Genomic DNA, 12999 nt, shown 5'->3' with positions numbered 1-12999 from the left:
CCTTCCTGATGGGTGGTCCGGCCTCAGAATCCGAGGTCGCGGCCGATGAGCTCTTTCATGATCTCGTTGGATCCGGCCCAGATCTTGCTGACGCGGGCGTCGCGCCACGCGCGGGCCACCCGGTACTCGTTCATGAAGCCGTAGCCGCCGTGCAGCTGGACGCAGTGGTCAAGGACGTCGTTCTGGATCTCCGACGACCACCACTTGGCCTTGGCCGCGTCGATCGCGGTCGCCTCGCCATTCGTGTGGGCGAGGACTGCCTGGTCGACGTACGCCTCGGCCACCTCGATCTTGGTCACCAGCTCGGCCAGCAGGAACTTGTTGTGCTGGAGGCTGCCGATCGGCTGCTTGAACGCCTCGCGGTCGTGGGCGTACTGGATCGTCTCGGCCAGGATCTGCTTGGCGTGGGCGATGTTGGAGACCGAGCAGGTCAACCGCTCCTGCGGCAGGCGCTCCATCATGTAGATGAAGCCGCGATCGACCTCACCGAGCACACGGTCGTCGCCCACCCGGACGTTCTCGAAGAACAGCTCGGACGTGTCGGCCTCGCTCTGCCCGACCTTGTCGAGCTTGCGACCGCGGCTGAAGCCCACGTCGGTTGCCTCGAGGCCGAACAGCGTGATGCCCTTGGCGCCCTTCTCCGGGGAGGTGCGGACCGCGGTCAGAACGAGGTCGGCCGAGTAGCCGTTGGTGATGAACGTCTTGGAGCCGTTGATGACCCACTCGTCGCCGTCGCGAACCGCGGTGGTCTTGAGTGCGGCCAGGTCCGAGCCGCCGCCGGGCTCGGTCATGCCGATCGCCGTGACGATCTCGCCGCTCGCGCAGCCCGGGAGCCAACGCTGCTTCTGCTCCTCGGTGCCGAGGTCGACGATGTAGGGCACCGCGATGTCGGAGTGGATCGCGGCACACGAGGCCAGCGCTGCGTTGAGCTTGCTGAGCTCCTCGGCCCAGACGGCGTTGAACCGGAAGTCCCCCGCCTCGGCCCCGCCGAAGTCCTCGGGGATCTCGAGCCCCAGGAAGCCCTCGGCGCCGGCCGCCAGCCAGAACTCGCGGGGCAGAGCCTTGTCCTCGAGGTAGGTCTCGAGGTTGGGAGTCACATGCTTGGCCAGGAAGGCTGCGCACGAGTCACGGAATGCCTCGTGGTCCTTGTCAAAGATCGTTCGCCGCAACGCACTGCCTTCGGGTTCAGAAAACTGGGAACGGATACACGCCCTAAGCGCTTGCTTAGCATGCAAGCACTCCGTCATGCTGTCAACCGAAAGGGGGCTCGACATGACGACCATCACGGCACGTGAGCGGCTGATCAACGCCGCCATCGAGGCGTTCGCCGAGAAAGGCTTCGCCGGCACCACGACCCGCGACATCGCGTCCCGCGCCGGCATGAGCCCCGCAGCGGTCTACGTCCACCACGACTCCAAGGAATCCCTGCTCTTCACGGTCAGCATCGATGGCCACCGCAGCGCGCTGGATGTCATCACGACCGCGGCCGCCTCGAGCACGGACCCCATCGAGCGCCTGCGGACCATGGTCTACGACTTCAGCCTCTGGCACGCCGACAACAGCCGGGTCGGGCGGATCGTGCAGTACGAGTACCACGCGCTGACAGCTGAGCACCGCGCAGAGGTCGCCACCTATCGGCGCAGCATCGAGCGAACCATGCAGGACGCCCTGGCCGACGGTGTCGACCAGGGCGTCCTGGATGTTGATGACGTTCCCGGGACGGCGTTCTCGCTGCTGTCCCTTGGCGTCGATCTCGTGCGGTGGTTCGAGCCGGGCGGTTCACGCTCCGGCCACCAGCTGGCCAGCCTGCATGCCGATCTGGCAGTCAGGATGACGCTCCGCACTTAGGCCTGGAGAACGGCCTCGGCGTTGATGTGGATCGAGATCTTGTCGCCGACCATGACCTTGCCGCCCTCGAGCGGGATGTTGAAGTCGATGCCGAACTCCTTGCGGCTGATCTCGGCGGTGGCCTCGATGCCCACGCGCGTGCCGCCCCACGGGTCGCCGCCCTCACCGAGGAACTCGGTCGCGAGCTCGACGGGCTTGGTGACGCCCTTGATCGTCAGGTCGCCGGTGACGACGAAGTCGGTGTCGCTCTTCTGGACGACGCCGGTCGAGACGAACGTCATCTTCGGGTGGGTCTCGACCTCGAAGAAGTCGGCCGAGCGCAGGTGGTTGTCGCGGTCGGCGGAGCCGGTGTTGATCGAGTTGAGGTCGACGGTGACGTTGACCGTGGAGGCCGTGAGGTCCTCAGGCGTGACGAGGGTGCCCTCGAAGGTCTCGAACTTGCCGCGGACCTTGCTGACGAGGTGACGGACCGAGAAACCGATCTCGGTGTGGCTCGGGTCGATCGCCCAGGTGCCGGTGGTGACTGCAGTTGCGGTGGTCATGAATTCTCCTCGAAGTATGTAGTTGATCCTTCAACAAAAACAACACTACCACGATGTTGAAAATTCAATCAACAGTCTCACAGAGTAGGATAGGTCACATGGAGACGACGACGGCCACCCCCTGGCTCACCGCGGAGCAGCAGCGCGTATGGCGCTCGTTCCTCGGTGGCACGACCGTTCTGATGGATCGCCTCGACCGCGACCTGCGAGCGGCGCACGGCCTGTCGATGCCCGAGTACGAAATCCTCGTACGCCTGTCCGAGGCGCCTGGCCGTTCGATCCGCATGGCCGAGCTGGCTGACGCCGTCGCGCACTCCCGCAGCCGGGTGACGCACACGATCGCCCGGCTCGAGCGCGAGAACATCGTCATCCGTGGACAGTGCTCCGAGGACGGCCGTGGCGTGTCCGCCGTGCTGACCGATCACGGCTTCAGCGTGCTCGAGGCCGCCGCCCACACGCACGTGCAAGGCGTCCACGACTACCTGATCGAGAACGCCGACCCGGCAGACTTCGCCGCGATGGGCCGCATCATGCAGAACGTCATCGAGAACCTGCACGGCAAGAAGTTCTGAGCCCTGCTCAGTCGCGGGTCAGCTTGCGGTAGGTCACGCTGTGCGGCCGCGCGGCTTCCTCGCCGAGGCGCTCCACCTTGTTGACCTCGTAGTCGGCGAAGTTGCCCTCGAACCAGAACCAGCGTGCCGGCGTCTCGGCGTTGCCCTCCCACGCGAGGATGTGCGTCGCGACGCGATCGAGGAACCAGCGATCGTGCGAGACCACGACGGCGCAGCCCGGGAAGTCGAGCAGCGCGTCCTCGAGGGACTGCAGCGTCTCGACGTCAAGGTCGTTGGTCGGCTCATCGAGCAGCAGCAGGTTGCCGCCCATCTTGAGCGTCAGCGCGAGGTTGAGCCGGTTGCGCTCGCCGCCGGAGAGGACGCCGACCTTCTTCTGCTGGTCCGGGCCCTTGAAGCCGAATGACGCGACATACGCGCGGCTCGGCACCTCGTAGTTGGCGACCTTGATGAAGTCGAGCTCGCCGGAGACGAGCTGCCAGATGTTGAGGTTGTTGTCGATGCCGCCACGGCCCTGGTCGACATAGGAGATCTTGACGGTCTGGCCGACCTCGAGGCTGCCCTCGTCGGGCTTCTCCTCCCCCACGATCATGCGGAACAGCGTCGACTTGCCGACGCCGTTGGGCCCGACGACGCCGACGATGCCGGCGCGCGGCAGGTCGAACGTGAGGCCATCGAACAGCTCGCGGTCACCGAAGCTCTTGTGCAGGTCCTTGGCGTTGAGGACGACGTCGCCGAGCCGCGGTCCGGCCGGGATGTTGATCTCCTCGAAGTCGAGCTTGCGGCCGCGCTCTGCCTCGGCAGCCATCTCTTCGTAGCGGCTGAGTCGGGCCTGGTTCTTGACCTGGCGGGCCTTGGCGTTTGACCGCACCCACTCGAGCTCCTTGGCGAGGATCTTGGCGCGCTTGGCGTCCTTCTTGCCCTCGACCACGAGACGGGCCTGCTTGGTCTCGAGGTAGGTCGAGTAATTGCCCTCGTAGGGGTGCGTCTTGCCGCGATCGAGCTCGAGGATCCACTCGGCGACGTTGTCGAGGAAGTAGCGGTCGTGGGTGATGGCCAGGACGGCACCCGGGTAGGACGCGAGGTGCTGCTCGAGCCACAGCACGCTCTCGGCGTCCAGGTGGTTGGTGGGCTCGTCGAGCAGCAGCAGGTCGGGCTGCTCGAGCAGCAGCTTGCAGAGAGCGACGCGACGACGCTCACCACCGGAGAGGTGGTCGACGAGCTCGTCCGGCGGCGGGCACCGCAGCGCGTCCATCGCCTGCGCCAGGCGCGAGTCGAGGTCCCAGGCGTTGGCGTGGTCGAGATCGGTCTGGAGCTCACCCATCTCCGGCAGCAGCGTGTCGTAGTCGGCGTCGGGATCGGCGAGCTCCTCGCTGATCTTGTTGAACCGGTCGATCTTGGCCTTGATCTCGCCGACCGCCTCCTCGACGTTCTCGAGCACGGTCTTGCCCTCGGTCAACGGCGGCTCCTGCAGGAGGATGCCAACCGAGGCATCGGGGTCCTTGATCGCGTCGCCGTTGTCGGTCTGCACGAGGCCGGCCATGATCTTGAACAGCGTCGACTTGCCGGTGCCGTTGGGACCGACGACGCCGATCTTGGCGCCGTGGAGGAACGACAGCGTGACGTCGTCGAGCACGACCTTCTCGCCGAGCTTCTTGCGTACGTTGCGGAGGGTGAAGACGTAATCGGCCATATGACCCAGCCTATCGAGCCCGACCCACCCGGACGAATCGGCCGGACGGCTTCACGCAGCGGGGGTCTCGACGGACTCGCCCTCGAGAGCAGCCAAGGCCGCGCCGGTGTCCTCGCGGGCGGCCGCTGCCGGCGGCTGCCGGTCGACGCGTTGGAGCTTGGTGACACCCCAGGTGAGGTCGTGACCGATCAGGTTGGCCTCGAGGACCGTGCTCTCACGCGGCTGGCCGTCCTGCGTGGTCCACTTCTCGGTGCGCATCTTGCCGATCACGACGACCGGGTCGCCGACCTCGAGCGACTCCGCGGCGTTCTGGGCGAGATTGCGCCACGCCTTGACCGAGATCCAGATCGTCTCGAGGTCCCGCCAGGTGCGGGTCGCCTGGTCGAAGTAGCTCGGCGTCGACGCGACCCGGAACAGGACCCACGGGACGCCGCCTTCGCGCAGCTCGACCTGGGTGCCGACGCGGCCATGGAACGTCATGGTGTTGTCGTTGGACATGGAGGACTCCTTCGCAGTTGAGGGAGCTCCAGACTCGCGATCGTACGAGCGGGGCGACAGCGCGGACAGCACGGGCTGTGGACGAGCGCGGCGAACGGACCCGCTGTGGAAACGGTCAGGACAGTGCGTCGAGGATGCCCGAGCGATAGGCAGCGTAGGCGTCGAGCTCGGCCTGGATCGGGGCGATGACGCGTTCGGCCGTCACCCGGTCGATCGCCTCCCGCAGCTGGCGGTCGGCCCGATTGGCCTTGCGACTCCCGCCGATGCGCGACGCGAGACTGGACAACCCGGCCAGCACGAGACCACCGAGGAACGACCCCACCGCGACGGCGAGGGCCGTCGGGACGCCGGCGACCTCGCCGAGGTCGGGCAGGTCGAACGAGGCGAGCTGTTGGATGCCCTGGGCGGCGAGCCAGCCGAGGCTGCCCACCATCGCGACGAACAGCAGGATCTGCAGCACCTGGACGACGCGCCACCAGACCGCCGGCCGAGCCACTCCAAGGCTGGTCTCATGGATCGCACCGTCCAGTGCGTCGATGATGTCGTCGCCCGGCGGGTTGGACGCGTCACGGATCGCGTCTCGCCACGGCCGCTCGAGCCCGACCGATGCCTTCTCGGCGGCGTCGCGGATCGCGAGCTCTGCGTTGGCCCGCTGGACGTTGCCGGTCTCTGGCACGGCGACCTGCGCCAACGCCGACATCGACAGCTCGTCGCCGAGCCCCAGCTCCTCGAGCGGGTCCTTGCGCAGACCGCGGAGCCAGCGCGCGATCGGCCAGCCGGTGCGCTGCGCTGCCCTCCGGCGCGTCGACCACGACACGGCTTCGACGATCTGCGGGACTCCTGCGCACTCGACCAACGCCTCGTCGAGCGCCTGCCGGTCGGCCGGGGCCAGGCCGGGTGCGTCGCTGGATCCGCCGACCTGGGCGATGACGCCTGCAGCAGCTGAGATGTCCGAGGCCAGGCGGGACTTGGCCGAGGACTTGGCGCGTATGCGGGTCGCCATCTCACGCTTGAGGTCCTCGACGCCGTCGCCGCGGGTCGCCGACACCCCGATGACGGTGACGTCGGGCAGGCCCTCATCGGCGAGGATGCGCTTGACGTCGGTCAGCGCCCGCTCACGCTGCTCGAACGGGATGCGGTCGATCTGGTTGAGAACGACGAGCGTGACGTCGGCGTAGGACGCCATGGGCCGGATGTAGCGGTCGTGGATCGCGGCATCGGCGTACTTCTGCGGGTCGAGGACCCAGACGAGCAGGTCGGCGTACTTGATCAGGCGATCCATCTCGAGATGGTGCGAGACCTCGGTCGAGTCGTGGTCGGGCAGGTCGAGCAGCACCAGGCCGTCGAGCTTGGTGTCCTCGGCGGAGTGGTCGAGCATGCTCATGCGGGACACCTGGTGGCGGGCGGGAATGCCCATCCACTCCAGCAAACCCTGCGCGCCGTCGGGTCCCCAGGCACAGGCGAGCGCCCATGACGTCGTCGGCCGGCGTACGCCGACGCCCGCGAGCTCGAGGTCGGTCAGCGAGTTGAACAGCGAGGACTTGCCCGATCCGGTGGCGCCGGCGAGCGCGACGATCGTGTGGTCACCGGACAGCGTCAGGCGCTCGGCGGCCCGGCCGGACAGCATCTCGGCGGGCGCGAGGATCTCGGGGTCGATGCGGCCGCGACTCGCCTCGACAGCCTTGGTCAGTCCGTCGAGCCGCTTCGCGACATCGTTCCGACCGCCGCCGAACACTGCTTCGGCGGCGACGCTCGGCGCAGTCATGAAGTCGTCTCTCCGTTCAGGAAGTCGGCATGTCGAGCGTATTCGGCCTGACGAGCGGATTCGCGGAGGACAGCCTGGTCTGCCTTGATGGTGTCGGGAGACTCGACGAGATCGAGGAAGCGCTGCATCTCACCCTCGAACAGCGCGGCGACGCGCGACTCGAGGTCGGCCTGCGCACGTGCGGAGAGCGTCTCGACGACGTCCTCTCCGAAGATCGCGTCGAGGAGCTTGTGGGCCAGCGAAGCGGTGCCGCCGGCTTCCTTGCCCTCGCCGTTGCGCGAGAACATCACGATCATCAGCGCGACGGCGATGCCGTTGACGCCGAACGCCAGGAACCTGGCGGTCATGCGCTTGTCGGCACCCTCGACGCGTACGAGCTCGAGCACGGCCTGCCGCCAGTCGTGCACCATGCGCTGCGCCCGGACCCGGAAGTCGCGGGACGCGCGGTCGATGCCGCGGTTGGCGTCGAGCAGCGTGCGGCCGGCCGGGTCGGCTGCCCACAACCGGGAACCCGCCTCGGCAGCGGCTTCGGCGTGCTCGACCAGCAGCATCTGCACGCCGTTCTCGATCGCCTCGACCACCTCGGTGGAACGCGTGCGCTTGCCGGTGACCCCGTCGACGAAGCGGTCGCGGATGCGGCTGACCTTCTCCTCGACCGAGCGCAGCAGCTCGCCGGTGCCGACGAACTCCTGCCAGCGCGCGAGCACTTCGCCCTTGAGCACCGTGCCGTCGGTGACCTGCACCGCGAACGTGTCGATCGCCCTGCGGTAGATCGTGTCGATGCCGCCATGCAGCACCTCGGACGCAGCGATCTGGGCGTCCATCGCATCAGCGACGTCGTGCGTGCGCAGGACGACATGGCGCACGGCACCGTCGAGGGTGCGGACCATGACCATCTTGCGGGCAGCGGGATCGGCGGCGAGCTCGTGGAGCCACCCGACGATCGGCGAGACCGCGTCACGAGGCAGCAGGCCGTCGGCGTCGACGCCGGACTCGGGAACCGTGAACAACGGCGAGTCCGACAGTCCGCGGGACGTCATCATGCGGGCGAGGTGGCCACGCACCTCGACGACGGCCTCGGCGGTCGTACGGTCGAGGACCACGGCGACCGACGTGCTGCGCTCGCTGGCCTGGCGAAGGTAGTCCCAGGGCACCTGATCGGCATAACGCGCCGCGGAGGTGACGAAGAGCCACAGGTCGGCGGCGGCGAGGAGCTGGGCAGCGAGCTCTCGGTTGCCGCGGTCGATCGAGTCGACGTCGGGCGCGTCGAGGATCGCCAGGCCGCGTGGGATCTTGTCCGACGACGCGAGCCGCAGGGCGTACGTGTCATTGGTCGGCACGTTGGTGCGGGGCAGGTCCGGCAGGATGCGGTCGGGCAGGAACCATTCGGCGTCGGCCGGGTTGTGCACGAGGACCGGTGAACGGGTCGTGGGTCGCAGGACGCCGGACTCGGTGACGCGCTCCCCCACCAGCGAGTTGACCAGCGTCGACTTGCCGGCACCCGTCGAGCCGCCGACGACCGTCAGCAGCGGCGCGTCGAGCTGGACGAGCCGCGGCAGGACATAGTCGGACAACTGGTCGGCGACCTTGGCCTGCGTGCCGCGAGCTGCTTCGACGTCCGGGACCTCGAGCCGCAACGTGATGTCGCGAACGCTGGTCAGGAGCTTGCTCATCGCGCCAAGGAGCTCGGCCGAAGCGTGTTCGCTGGCCACTGGGTGCTCCTCTCCTCGACGATGAACTGTGCGCACGGGTGTCTGAGCACAGATTAGTGGACGAGGGGGCACTTCGCCGCCACGCCTCGTGCTGCGCGCGGGTCAGAAGTGACGGAGCGTGCTTTGCAGCGCTGGCGGGAATCGCAACATGGGCCGCAGCTCGTACATCGCGTCGAGGAGGGCGTACGTGCGCTCGACGCCCTGCGGGATGGTCCGGCCGCTCATCAGGCCGTCGTGCAGGAACGCCATCTCGGTCGCGAGTCGCTGGTATCGCTTCACGACCTGCGCTGCGACCTTGCCACCGTGATCCTCGGCATATCGGCGCGCGGCCTTGCGATAGCCGAAGCGCGAGAGGTAGGGGATCTCCGCCGGGTGGATCCAGCCGCGCTGTGCGACGTACGACAGGGACCGCTCGAGGATCCTGACCTGACGGTTGCGGACGATGATCGCCAGGACCGCCAGCGCCACGAGCACGACCCCGAGGGCGAGATAGGCGAGGACGAACCCGGCGCCGCCGCCGTAGCTCAGCGAGCCGTTCCACACGGCGTGCAGACCCGCACTGGCGAGCACCCCCACGAGACAGATGAGCACCTTGAGCGTCTTGGAGCGGCGGCCGGCGGCCAGGCCGATCGCGATGCCGAACGCCGAGGTGAACAGCGGGTGCGCGAACGGGCTGAACAACCCGCGCACGACGAAGGTCGTCGTGACGCCCTCGGCGCCGGCGACCTGGATGTCGGGCGAGCCGAGATAGCTGCTGGCGTAGTAGCCGATGTTCTCGATGAACGCGAAACCGAGGCCGACGATGCCGGCGTAGATGAGACCGTCCAGGAAGCCGTCGATGACCCGCCGCGCGCGGACGAACGTGAGGGCGAGGAACAAGCACTTTGCCGGCTCCTCCGCCAAAGGCGCGACGAACGACGCCATCTGCTTGTCGCTGAGGTCCCAGGCCTCCTGGATCCAGACCTCGAGGGCAAGAGCAATCGCGATGGCGATAACGCCACCCCACACGAACGCGGCGAACTTGTAGCGGCGAGGCTCGGGCTCATAGCGGTCGAGCCACCAGTAGACGAACAACAGAAGCGGCAGCGGGATGACGGCGAACAGGATTGACAGTGCCGACCCTTCGGGGTCGTCGGCGCTCAGCGAGAAGATGACCGCGCCCCCGACACCGGCGATCGCGATCGCCGTGAAGAGGATGATCAGCGCGGTGCGGCCCCGTTGACGGATCGCCTCGCGATACTTGGGCAGCGCAGCCGGAATCGCGGCGGCAGTGGCTTCTGTCACCCGCAAATCGTAGGGCATCGTGCCCGCCCCGGTGCCAGGTCCGCACGCGGGACCACCTGCGCCGATAGGCTTGGTTCGGGTTTCCCCACCCGAGCGCCCGTAGCTCAGCCGGATAGAGCAAGAGCCTTCTAATCTCTAGGTCGCAGGTTCGAATCCTGCCGGGCGCGCCAGCTCGACGTGAGAGCACTACCCAGCTCCCGGCGTTCAGGATTCGGGGAGGAGGGCGCTCAGCGCCCGACGGAGTCCTGCCGGGCGCGCTTCACCCAGGCGAGGTCACTCCCCAACTCCCGGAACTTTCGCCCAGCACTGAGCCTCACGCGGCGTATCGTTGACGGCACGAGTCGGGGGCGCGAGGCAGGCTTCCATGGACGTCCAGGTGATGATCGACATCCACCGGCACCTCGACGCTCCGCGCGAACGGGTCTTCCGGGCGTTCACCGACGCGGACCAGCTCGCTCGATGGTTCGGCCCGTTCGCCAGCTGGGTCGTGCCCGGCACCGTCTCGATCGACGCGAGGGCCGGCGGCCATCGCCGATTGTCGATGGAGACCTACAGCGGCTCGATGAGCTGGACGATCGACACGACGTACACCGAGGTCGTCGAGAACCAGCGGCTCGTCGGATACGAGACGGTGACGGGTTTCGCCCCGTTCGACGGCGTCGACCCGTTCTCGGTCAGCATCGAGTTCTTCGACGAGAACGGTGGCACCCGGGTCGAGCTGCGTGCCGGCCCCTGCCCGCGAGACACGGAGAGGGCGAGCCGCGACTTCTGGATGCAGTCGTTCAGCAAGCTCGACAGCCTCCTCGCCGAGCGCGACACACGCTGAACAACGGGGCAACCCTTTACAACTGCATGGTTGTGCAAATGATCGGTTGTGCGTATGCTCCGTACATGACAGTCATCGACGACGACCTCGACCTGGTGTTCGCGGCGCTCGCGGACTCGACGAGGCGCGCGATCCTGGAGCGCCTGGCCGAGGGCGACGCCACCGTCAACCAGCTCGCCGAGCCTTTCGCCATGACCCAGCAGGCGGTGTCCAAGCACCTCAAGGTGCTCGAGCGGGCCCGTCTGATCTCGCGGACGAGGGAGGCGCAGTCGCGGCCGTGCCGCCTCGACGCCGAGCACCTCGCCGACGCCGTCGGCTGGATCGAGCGCCACCGACAGGTCTGGGCCGACCGCCATGACCGGCTCGAGCAGCACCTGGCAAACCTCGACCCGGAAGGCCGCACGTCATGACCGAGACCGGCGAGATGACGTTCCGCCGCGTGCACCAGGCCTCGCGCGAGCGCCTGTTCGACTGCATGACGACGCCGGAGCACCTGGCCCACTTCTGGGGGCCGACCGGCACGACGACGTCGATCGACAACATCACGGTCGACCTGCGGCCCGGTGGAGCGTTCGAGACCACGATGGTCAACGCCGCCGACGGCAACACCTACACCATGAAGGCGGTGTACGCCGAGGTCAGCCGGCCCGACCGGCTCGTCTGGGTCGAGGCAGGCGTCGAGGGCGGCATGCGCACCGAGGTCACCTTCGTGGACCTCGGTGACGGGCGCACCGAGGTCGTGACGCACCAGACGAACGTTCCCGAGGCCTACCTCAGCGCCGAGGCCAAGGCAGGGTTCGCGACGAGCCTGGACCGCTTCGACGCCTACATCACCTCTCTCGCATCCGAGCAGTGACCCGAACAGGAGCGTGACCATGCCCTCTCTGACCTCCCACGACGGGACGATCATCGCCTACGACCGGATCGGCGACGGCTCGCCGATCGTCCTCGTCGACGGCGCCATGTGTTACCGCGGCGCCGGGCCGATGGACGGTCTTGCGCAGCATCTCGCGGAGAGCTTCACGGTGTTCACGTATGACCGTCGCGGTCGCGGCGAGAGCACCGACACCCTCCCGTACGCGGTGGAGCGCGAGGTCGAGGACCTGACCGCGCTCATCGGCGAAGCGGGTGACGAGGCAGGCGTGTATGGAATGTCGTCTGGCGCGGCCCTGGCACTCGCCACGGCCGCCGCCGGCGCCGGCATCAGCCGGTTGGCGCTCTACGAACCGCCGTTCCTGGCCGAGTTCGAGAACGACGGACGCGCGGAGGCATACACCGCGCAGCTCAACGAGCTGCTCGACGCCGGCGATCGCGGCGGCGCGGTCGCCCTGTTCATGGCTCGCGTCGGCGTACCGCAGCAGATGATCGACGGCGCACGCGGAGGGCCGGGATGGCCTCGGTTCGAGTCCATTGCGCCGACGCTGGCGTACGACAACCGGCTGCTCGCCGGAGGCCGCGTGCCGCGCGAGGTCGCGTCGACGGTCACCGTGCCAGCGTTGGTGCTGAGCGGCAGCGCGAGCCTCGAGGGTCTGCAGCAAGCCGCGGAGGCCACGGCCGCGGCTCTGCCCCACGGCGTGCACCGGACTCTCGCGGGTCAGACCCATGAAGTCGCGCCGGACGCGCTGGCGCCCGTGCTGACCGAGTTCTTCGGCACGTCAGTCGCGGCGTAGTCCGAGCGTCGACAGCGCCTTCGGCGTCAGGGCTCCCCCGGCCTCGCCGCGGTCGACCGGCGTGAGGAAGCCGCGCTTGCGCGACTCCGCGACCCGGTTGGTCCAGGTGCCGGCCGTGCCACCGAATCTCTCGGCGAGCGCCTTCGACGGCGTACGCAGGCCGGACTCCACCAGCGTCACGTACTCGAAGGCAAGCGCCGCCAACACGTCGTCGCCGCTGCCGAACGTCCCTCCGCTCTGCTCGAGCAGGTCGCCCAGGTTCAGGCGCGGCTCCGGTGGGGGCGAGGCGAGCGAGTCCTTCGTCGCGAGCCGCTTCGCCTCCGACAGCAGCGCACCCAACGGCAGCTCGCGCACGTCGTTGCCGCTGATGCTCGACCCCGAGTCCATGAGCCGGAGCGTGATCTCGCGGACGTTCCACTGCCGGTGCGTGCCGCGGCGGTGCAGGCGCACGCCAATGCCCCAGTCGTCGGCCAGGCGAAGCGCGACGAGCCGGTCGCCCTCGTCGTCGGCCATGACGGCATGCGGCTCGAGAAGGTCGTCGAGCATCTCCTCGAGGCTCATCGCAGCTCCTCAGTGGTAGTGACTTGACGTT

General features: G+C 68.1%; 14 protein-coding genes and 1 tRNA gene. 7 read left to right on the top strand and 8 right to left on the bottom strand.

The window, feature by feature from the left end:
- Window positions 1-23: 23 nt before the first annotated feature.
- Window positions 24-1169, bottom strand: coding sequence for an acyl-CoA dehydrogenase family protein (locus AC1DVU_RS08805; RefSeq protein ID WP_476922060.1), 1146 nt, complete (start codon window positions 1167-1169; stop codon window positions 24-26).
- A gap of 103 nt (window positions 1170-1272) precedes the next feature.
- Here AC1DVU_RS08805 and AC1DVU_RS08800 point away from each other — a divergent pair, with 103 nt between their 5' ends.
- Window positions 1273-1848 carry a TetR/AcrR family transcriptional regulator gene (locus tag AC1DVU_RS08800; RefSeq protein ID WP_476922059.1) on the top strand — a complete coding sequence of 192 codons (576 nt, stop codon included), beginning with the start codon at window positions 1273-1275 and terminating at the stop codon, window positions 1846-1848.
- Here the strand turns inward: AC1DVU_RS08800 and AC1DVU_RS08795 are convergent.
- Window positions 1845-2390: a YceI family protein gene (locus tag AC1DVU_RS08795; protein WP_476922058.1), complete on the bottom strand. Its 546-nt coding sequence runs from the start codon at window positions 2388-2390 to the stop codon at window positions 1845-1847. The genes AC1DVU_RS08800 and AC1DVU_RS08795 overlap by 4 nt on opposite strands.
- Before the next feature lie 98 nt (window positions 2391-2488).
- Here AC1DVU_RS08795 and AC1DVU_RS08790 point away from each other — a divergent pair, with 98 nt between their 5' ends.
- Window positions 2489-2962, top strand: a complete 474-nt coding sequence (locus AC1DVU_RS08790) for a MarR family winged helix-turn-helix transcriptional regulator (RefSeq protein WP_476922057.1) — start codon at window positions 2489-2491, stop codon at window positions 2960-2962.
- A 7-nt stretch (window positions 2963-2969) separates the two neighbouring features.
- Here AC1DVU_RS08790 and ettA read toward each other — a convergent pair whose 3' ends face one another.
- The 5 genes from ettA to AC1DVU_RS08765 form a co-directional block, all read right to left on the bottom strand.
- A complete protein-coding gene (gene ettA, locus AC1DVU_RS08785; protein ID WP_476922056.1) occupies window positions 2970-4652 on the bottom strand; it encodes an energy-dependent translational throttle protein EttA in 1683 nt (560 codons plus the stop codon).
- Window positions 4653-4703: 51 nt separating this feature from the next.
- Complete coding sequence (locus tag AC1DVU_RS08780; protein WP_476922055.1) at window positions 4704-5150, bottom strand: single-stranded DNA-binding protein; 447 nt, start codon at window positions 5148-5150, stop codon at window positions 4704-4706.
- Window positions 5151-5265: 115 nt separating this feature from the next.
- A complete protein-coding gene (locus AC1DVU_RS08775) occupies window positions 5266-6915 on the bottom strand; it encodes a GTPase (RefSeq protein ID WP_476922054.1) in 1650 nt (549 codons plus the stop codon).
- The gene (locus AC1DVU_RS08770) at window positions 6912-8627 is read right to left on the bottom strand and encodes an ABC transporter (protein ID WP_476922053.1); all 1716 of its coding nucleotides are present in this window, start codon (window positions 8625-8627) and stop codon (window positions 6912-6914) included. The genes AC1DVU_RS08775 and AC1DVU_RS08770 overlap by 4 nt, the downstream gene beginning before the upstream one ends.
- Window positions 8628-8729: 102 nt before the next feature.
- Window positions 8730-9911 carry a PrsW family intramembrane metalloprotease gene (locus AC1DVU_RS08765; protein ID WP_476922052.1) on the bottom strand — a complete coding sequence of 394 codons (1182 nt, stop codon included), beginning with the start codon at window positions 9909-9911 and terminating at the stop codon, window positions 8730-8732.
- A 93-nt stretch (window positions 9912-10004) separates the two neighbouring features.
- On the opposite strand from AC1DVU_RS08765, the gene AC1DVU_RS08760 reads away from it, so the two are divergent.
- From AC1DVU_RS08760 to AC1DVU_RS08740, 5 genes are all read left to right on the top strand, one after another.
- Window positions 10005-10081 (top strand) — tRNA-Arg (locus AC1DVU_RS08760).
- Between the two features lie 194 nt (window positions 10082-10275).
- The gene (locus tag AC1DVU_RS08755) at window positions 10276-10737 is read left to right on the top strand and encodes an SRPBCC family protein (RefSeq protein ID WP_476922051.1); all 462 of its coding nucleotides are present in this window, start codon (window positions 10276-10278) and stop codon (window positions 10735-10737) included.
- A gap of 65 nt (window positions 10738-10802) precedes the next feature.
- Window positions 10803-11147, top strand: a complete 345-nt coding sequence (locus tag AC1DVU_RS08750) for an ArsR/SmtB family transcription factor (protein ID WP_476922050.1) — start codon at window positions 10803-10805, stop codon at window positions 11145-11147.
- Window positions 11144-11593 carry an SRPBCC family protein gene (locus tag AC1DVU_RS08745; RefSeq protein WP_476922049.1) on the top strand — a complete coding sequence of 150 codons (450 nt, stop codon included), beginning with the start codon at window positions 11144-11146 and terminating at the stop codon, window positions 11591-11593. Before AC1DVU_RS08750 ends, AC1DVU_RS08745 begins: the two co-directional genes overlap by 4 nt.
- Before the next feature lie 19 nt (window positions 11594-11612).
- Window positions 11613-12407, top strand: coding sequence for an alpha/beta fold hydrolase (locus AC1DVU_RS08740; RefSeq protein WP_476922048.1), 795 nt, complete (start codon window positions 11613-11615; stop codon window positions 12405-12407).
- Here AC1DVU_RS08740 and AC1DVU_RS08735 read toward each other — a convergent pair.
- Window positions 12393-12968: a hypothetical protein gene (locus AC1DVU_RS08735; protein WP_476922047.1), complete on the bottom strand. Its 576-nt coding sequence runs from the start codon at window positions 12966-12968 to the stop codon at window positions 12393-12395. The genes AC1DVU_RS08740 and AC1DVU_RS08735 overlap by 15 nt on opposite strands.
- Window positions 12969-12999 lie beyond the last annotated feature (31 nt).

The sequence above is a fragment of the Aeromicrobium sp. P2_G6 genome, assembly GCF_056403535.1.
This window is presented reverse-complemented; position numbering and strand designations above follow the sequence as displayed.

Excerpts from the sequence above, each read along its gene's own strand:
- AC1DVU_RS08790 (WP_476922057.1), top strand. The coding sequence starts at position 2,489 with ATGGAGACGACGACGGCCACCCCCTGGCTCACCGCGGAGCAGCAGCGC.
- AC1DVU_RS08800 (WP_476922059.1), top strand. The coding sequence starts at position 1,273 with ATGACGACCATCACGGCACGTGAGCGGCTGATCAACGCCGCCATCGAG.
- AC1DVU_RS08735 (WP_476922047.1), bottom strand. The coding sequence starts at position 12,968 with ATGAGCCTCGAGGAGATGCTCGACGACCTTCTCGAGCCGCATGCCGTC.
- AC1DVU_RS08795 (WP_476922058.1), bottom strand. The coding sequence starts at position 2,390 with ATGACCACCGCAACTGCAGTCACCACCGGCACCTGGGCGATCGACCCG.
- ettA (WP_476922056.1), bottom strand. The coding sequence starts at position 4,652 with ATGGCCGATTACGTCTTCACCCTCCGCAACGTACGCAAGAAGCTCGGC.
- AC1DVU_RS08740 (WP_476922048.1), top strand. The coding sequence starts at position 11,613 with ATGCCCTCTCTGACCTCCCACGACGGGACGATCATCGCCTACGACCGG.
- AC1DVU_RS08755 (WP_476922051.1), top strand. The coding sequence starts at position 10,276 with ATGGACGTCCAGGTGATGATCGACATCCACCGGCACCTCGACGCTCCG.
- AC1DVU_RS08780 (WP_476922055.1), bottom strand. The coding sequence starts at position 5,150 with ATGTCCAACGACAACACCATGACGTTCCATGGCCGCGTCGGCACCCAG.
- AC1DVU_RS08745 (WP_476922049.1), top strand. The coding sequence starts at position 11,144 with ATGACCGAGACCGGCGAGATGACGTTCCGCCGCGTGCACCAGGCCTCG.
- AC1DVU_RS08750 (WP_476922050.1), top strand. The coding sequence starts at position 10,803 with ATGACAGTCATCGACGACGACCTCGACCTGGTGTTCGCGGCGCTCGCG.
- AC1DVU_RS08775 (WP_476922054.1), bottom strand. The coding sequence starts at position 6,915 with ATGACTGCGCCGAGCGTCGCCGCCGAAGCAGTGTTCGGCGGCGGTCGG.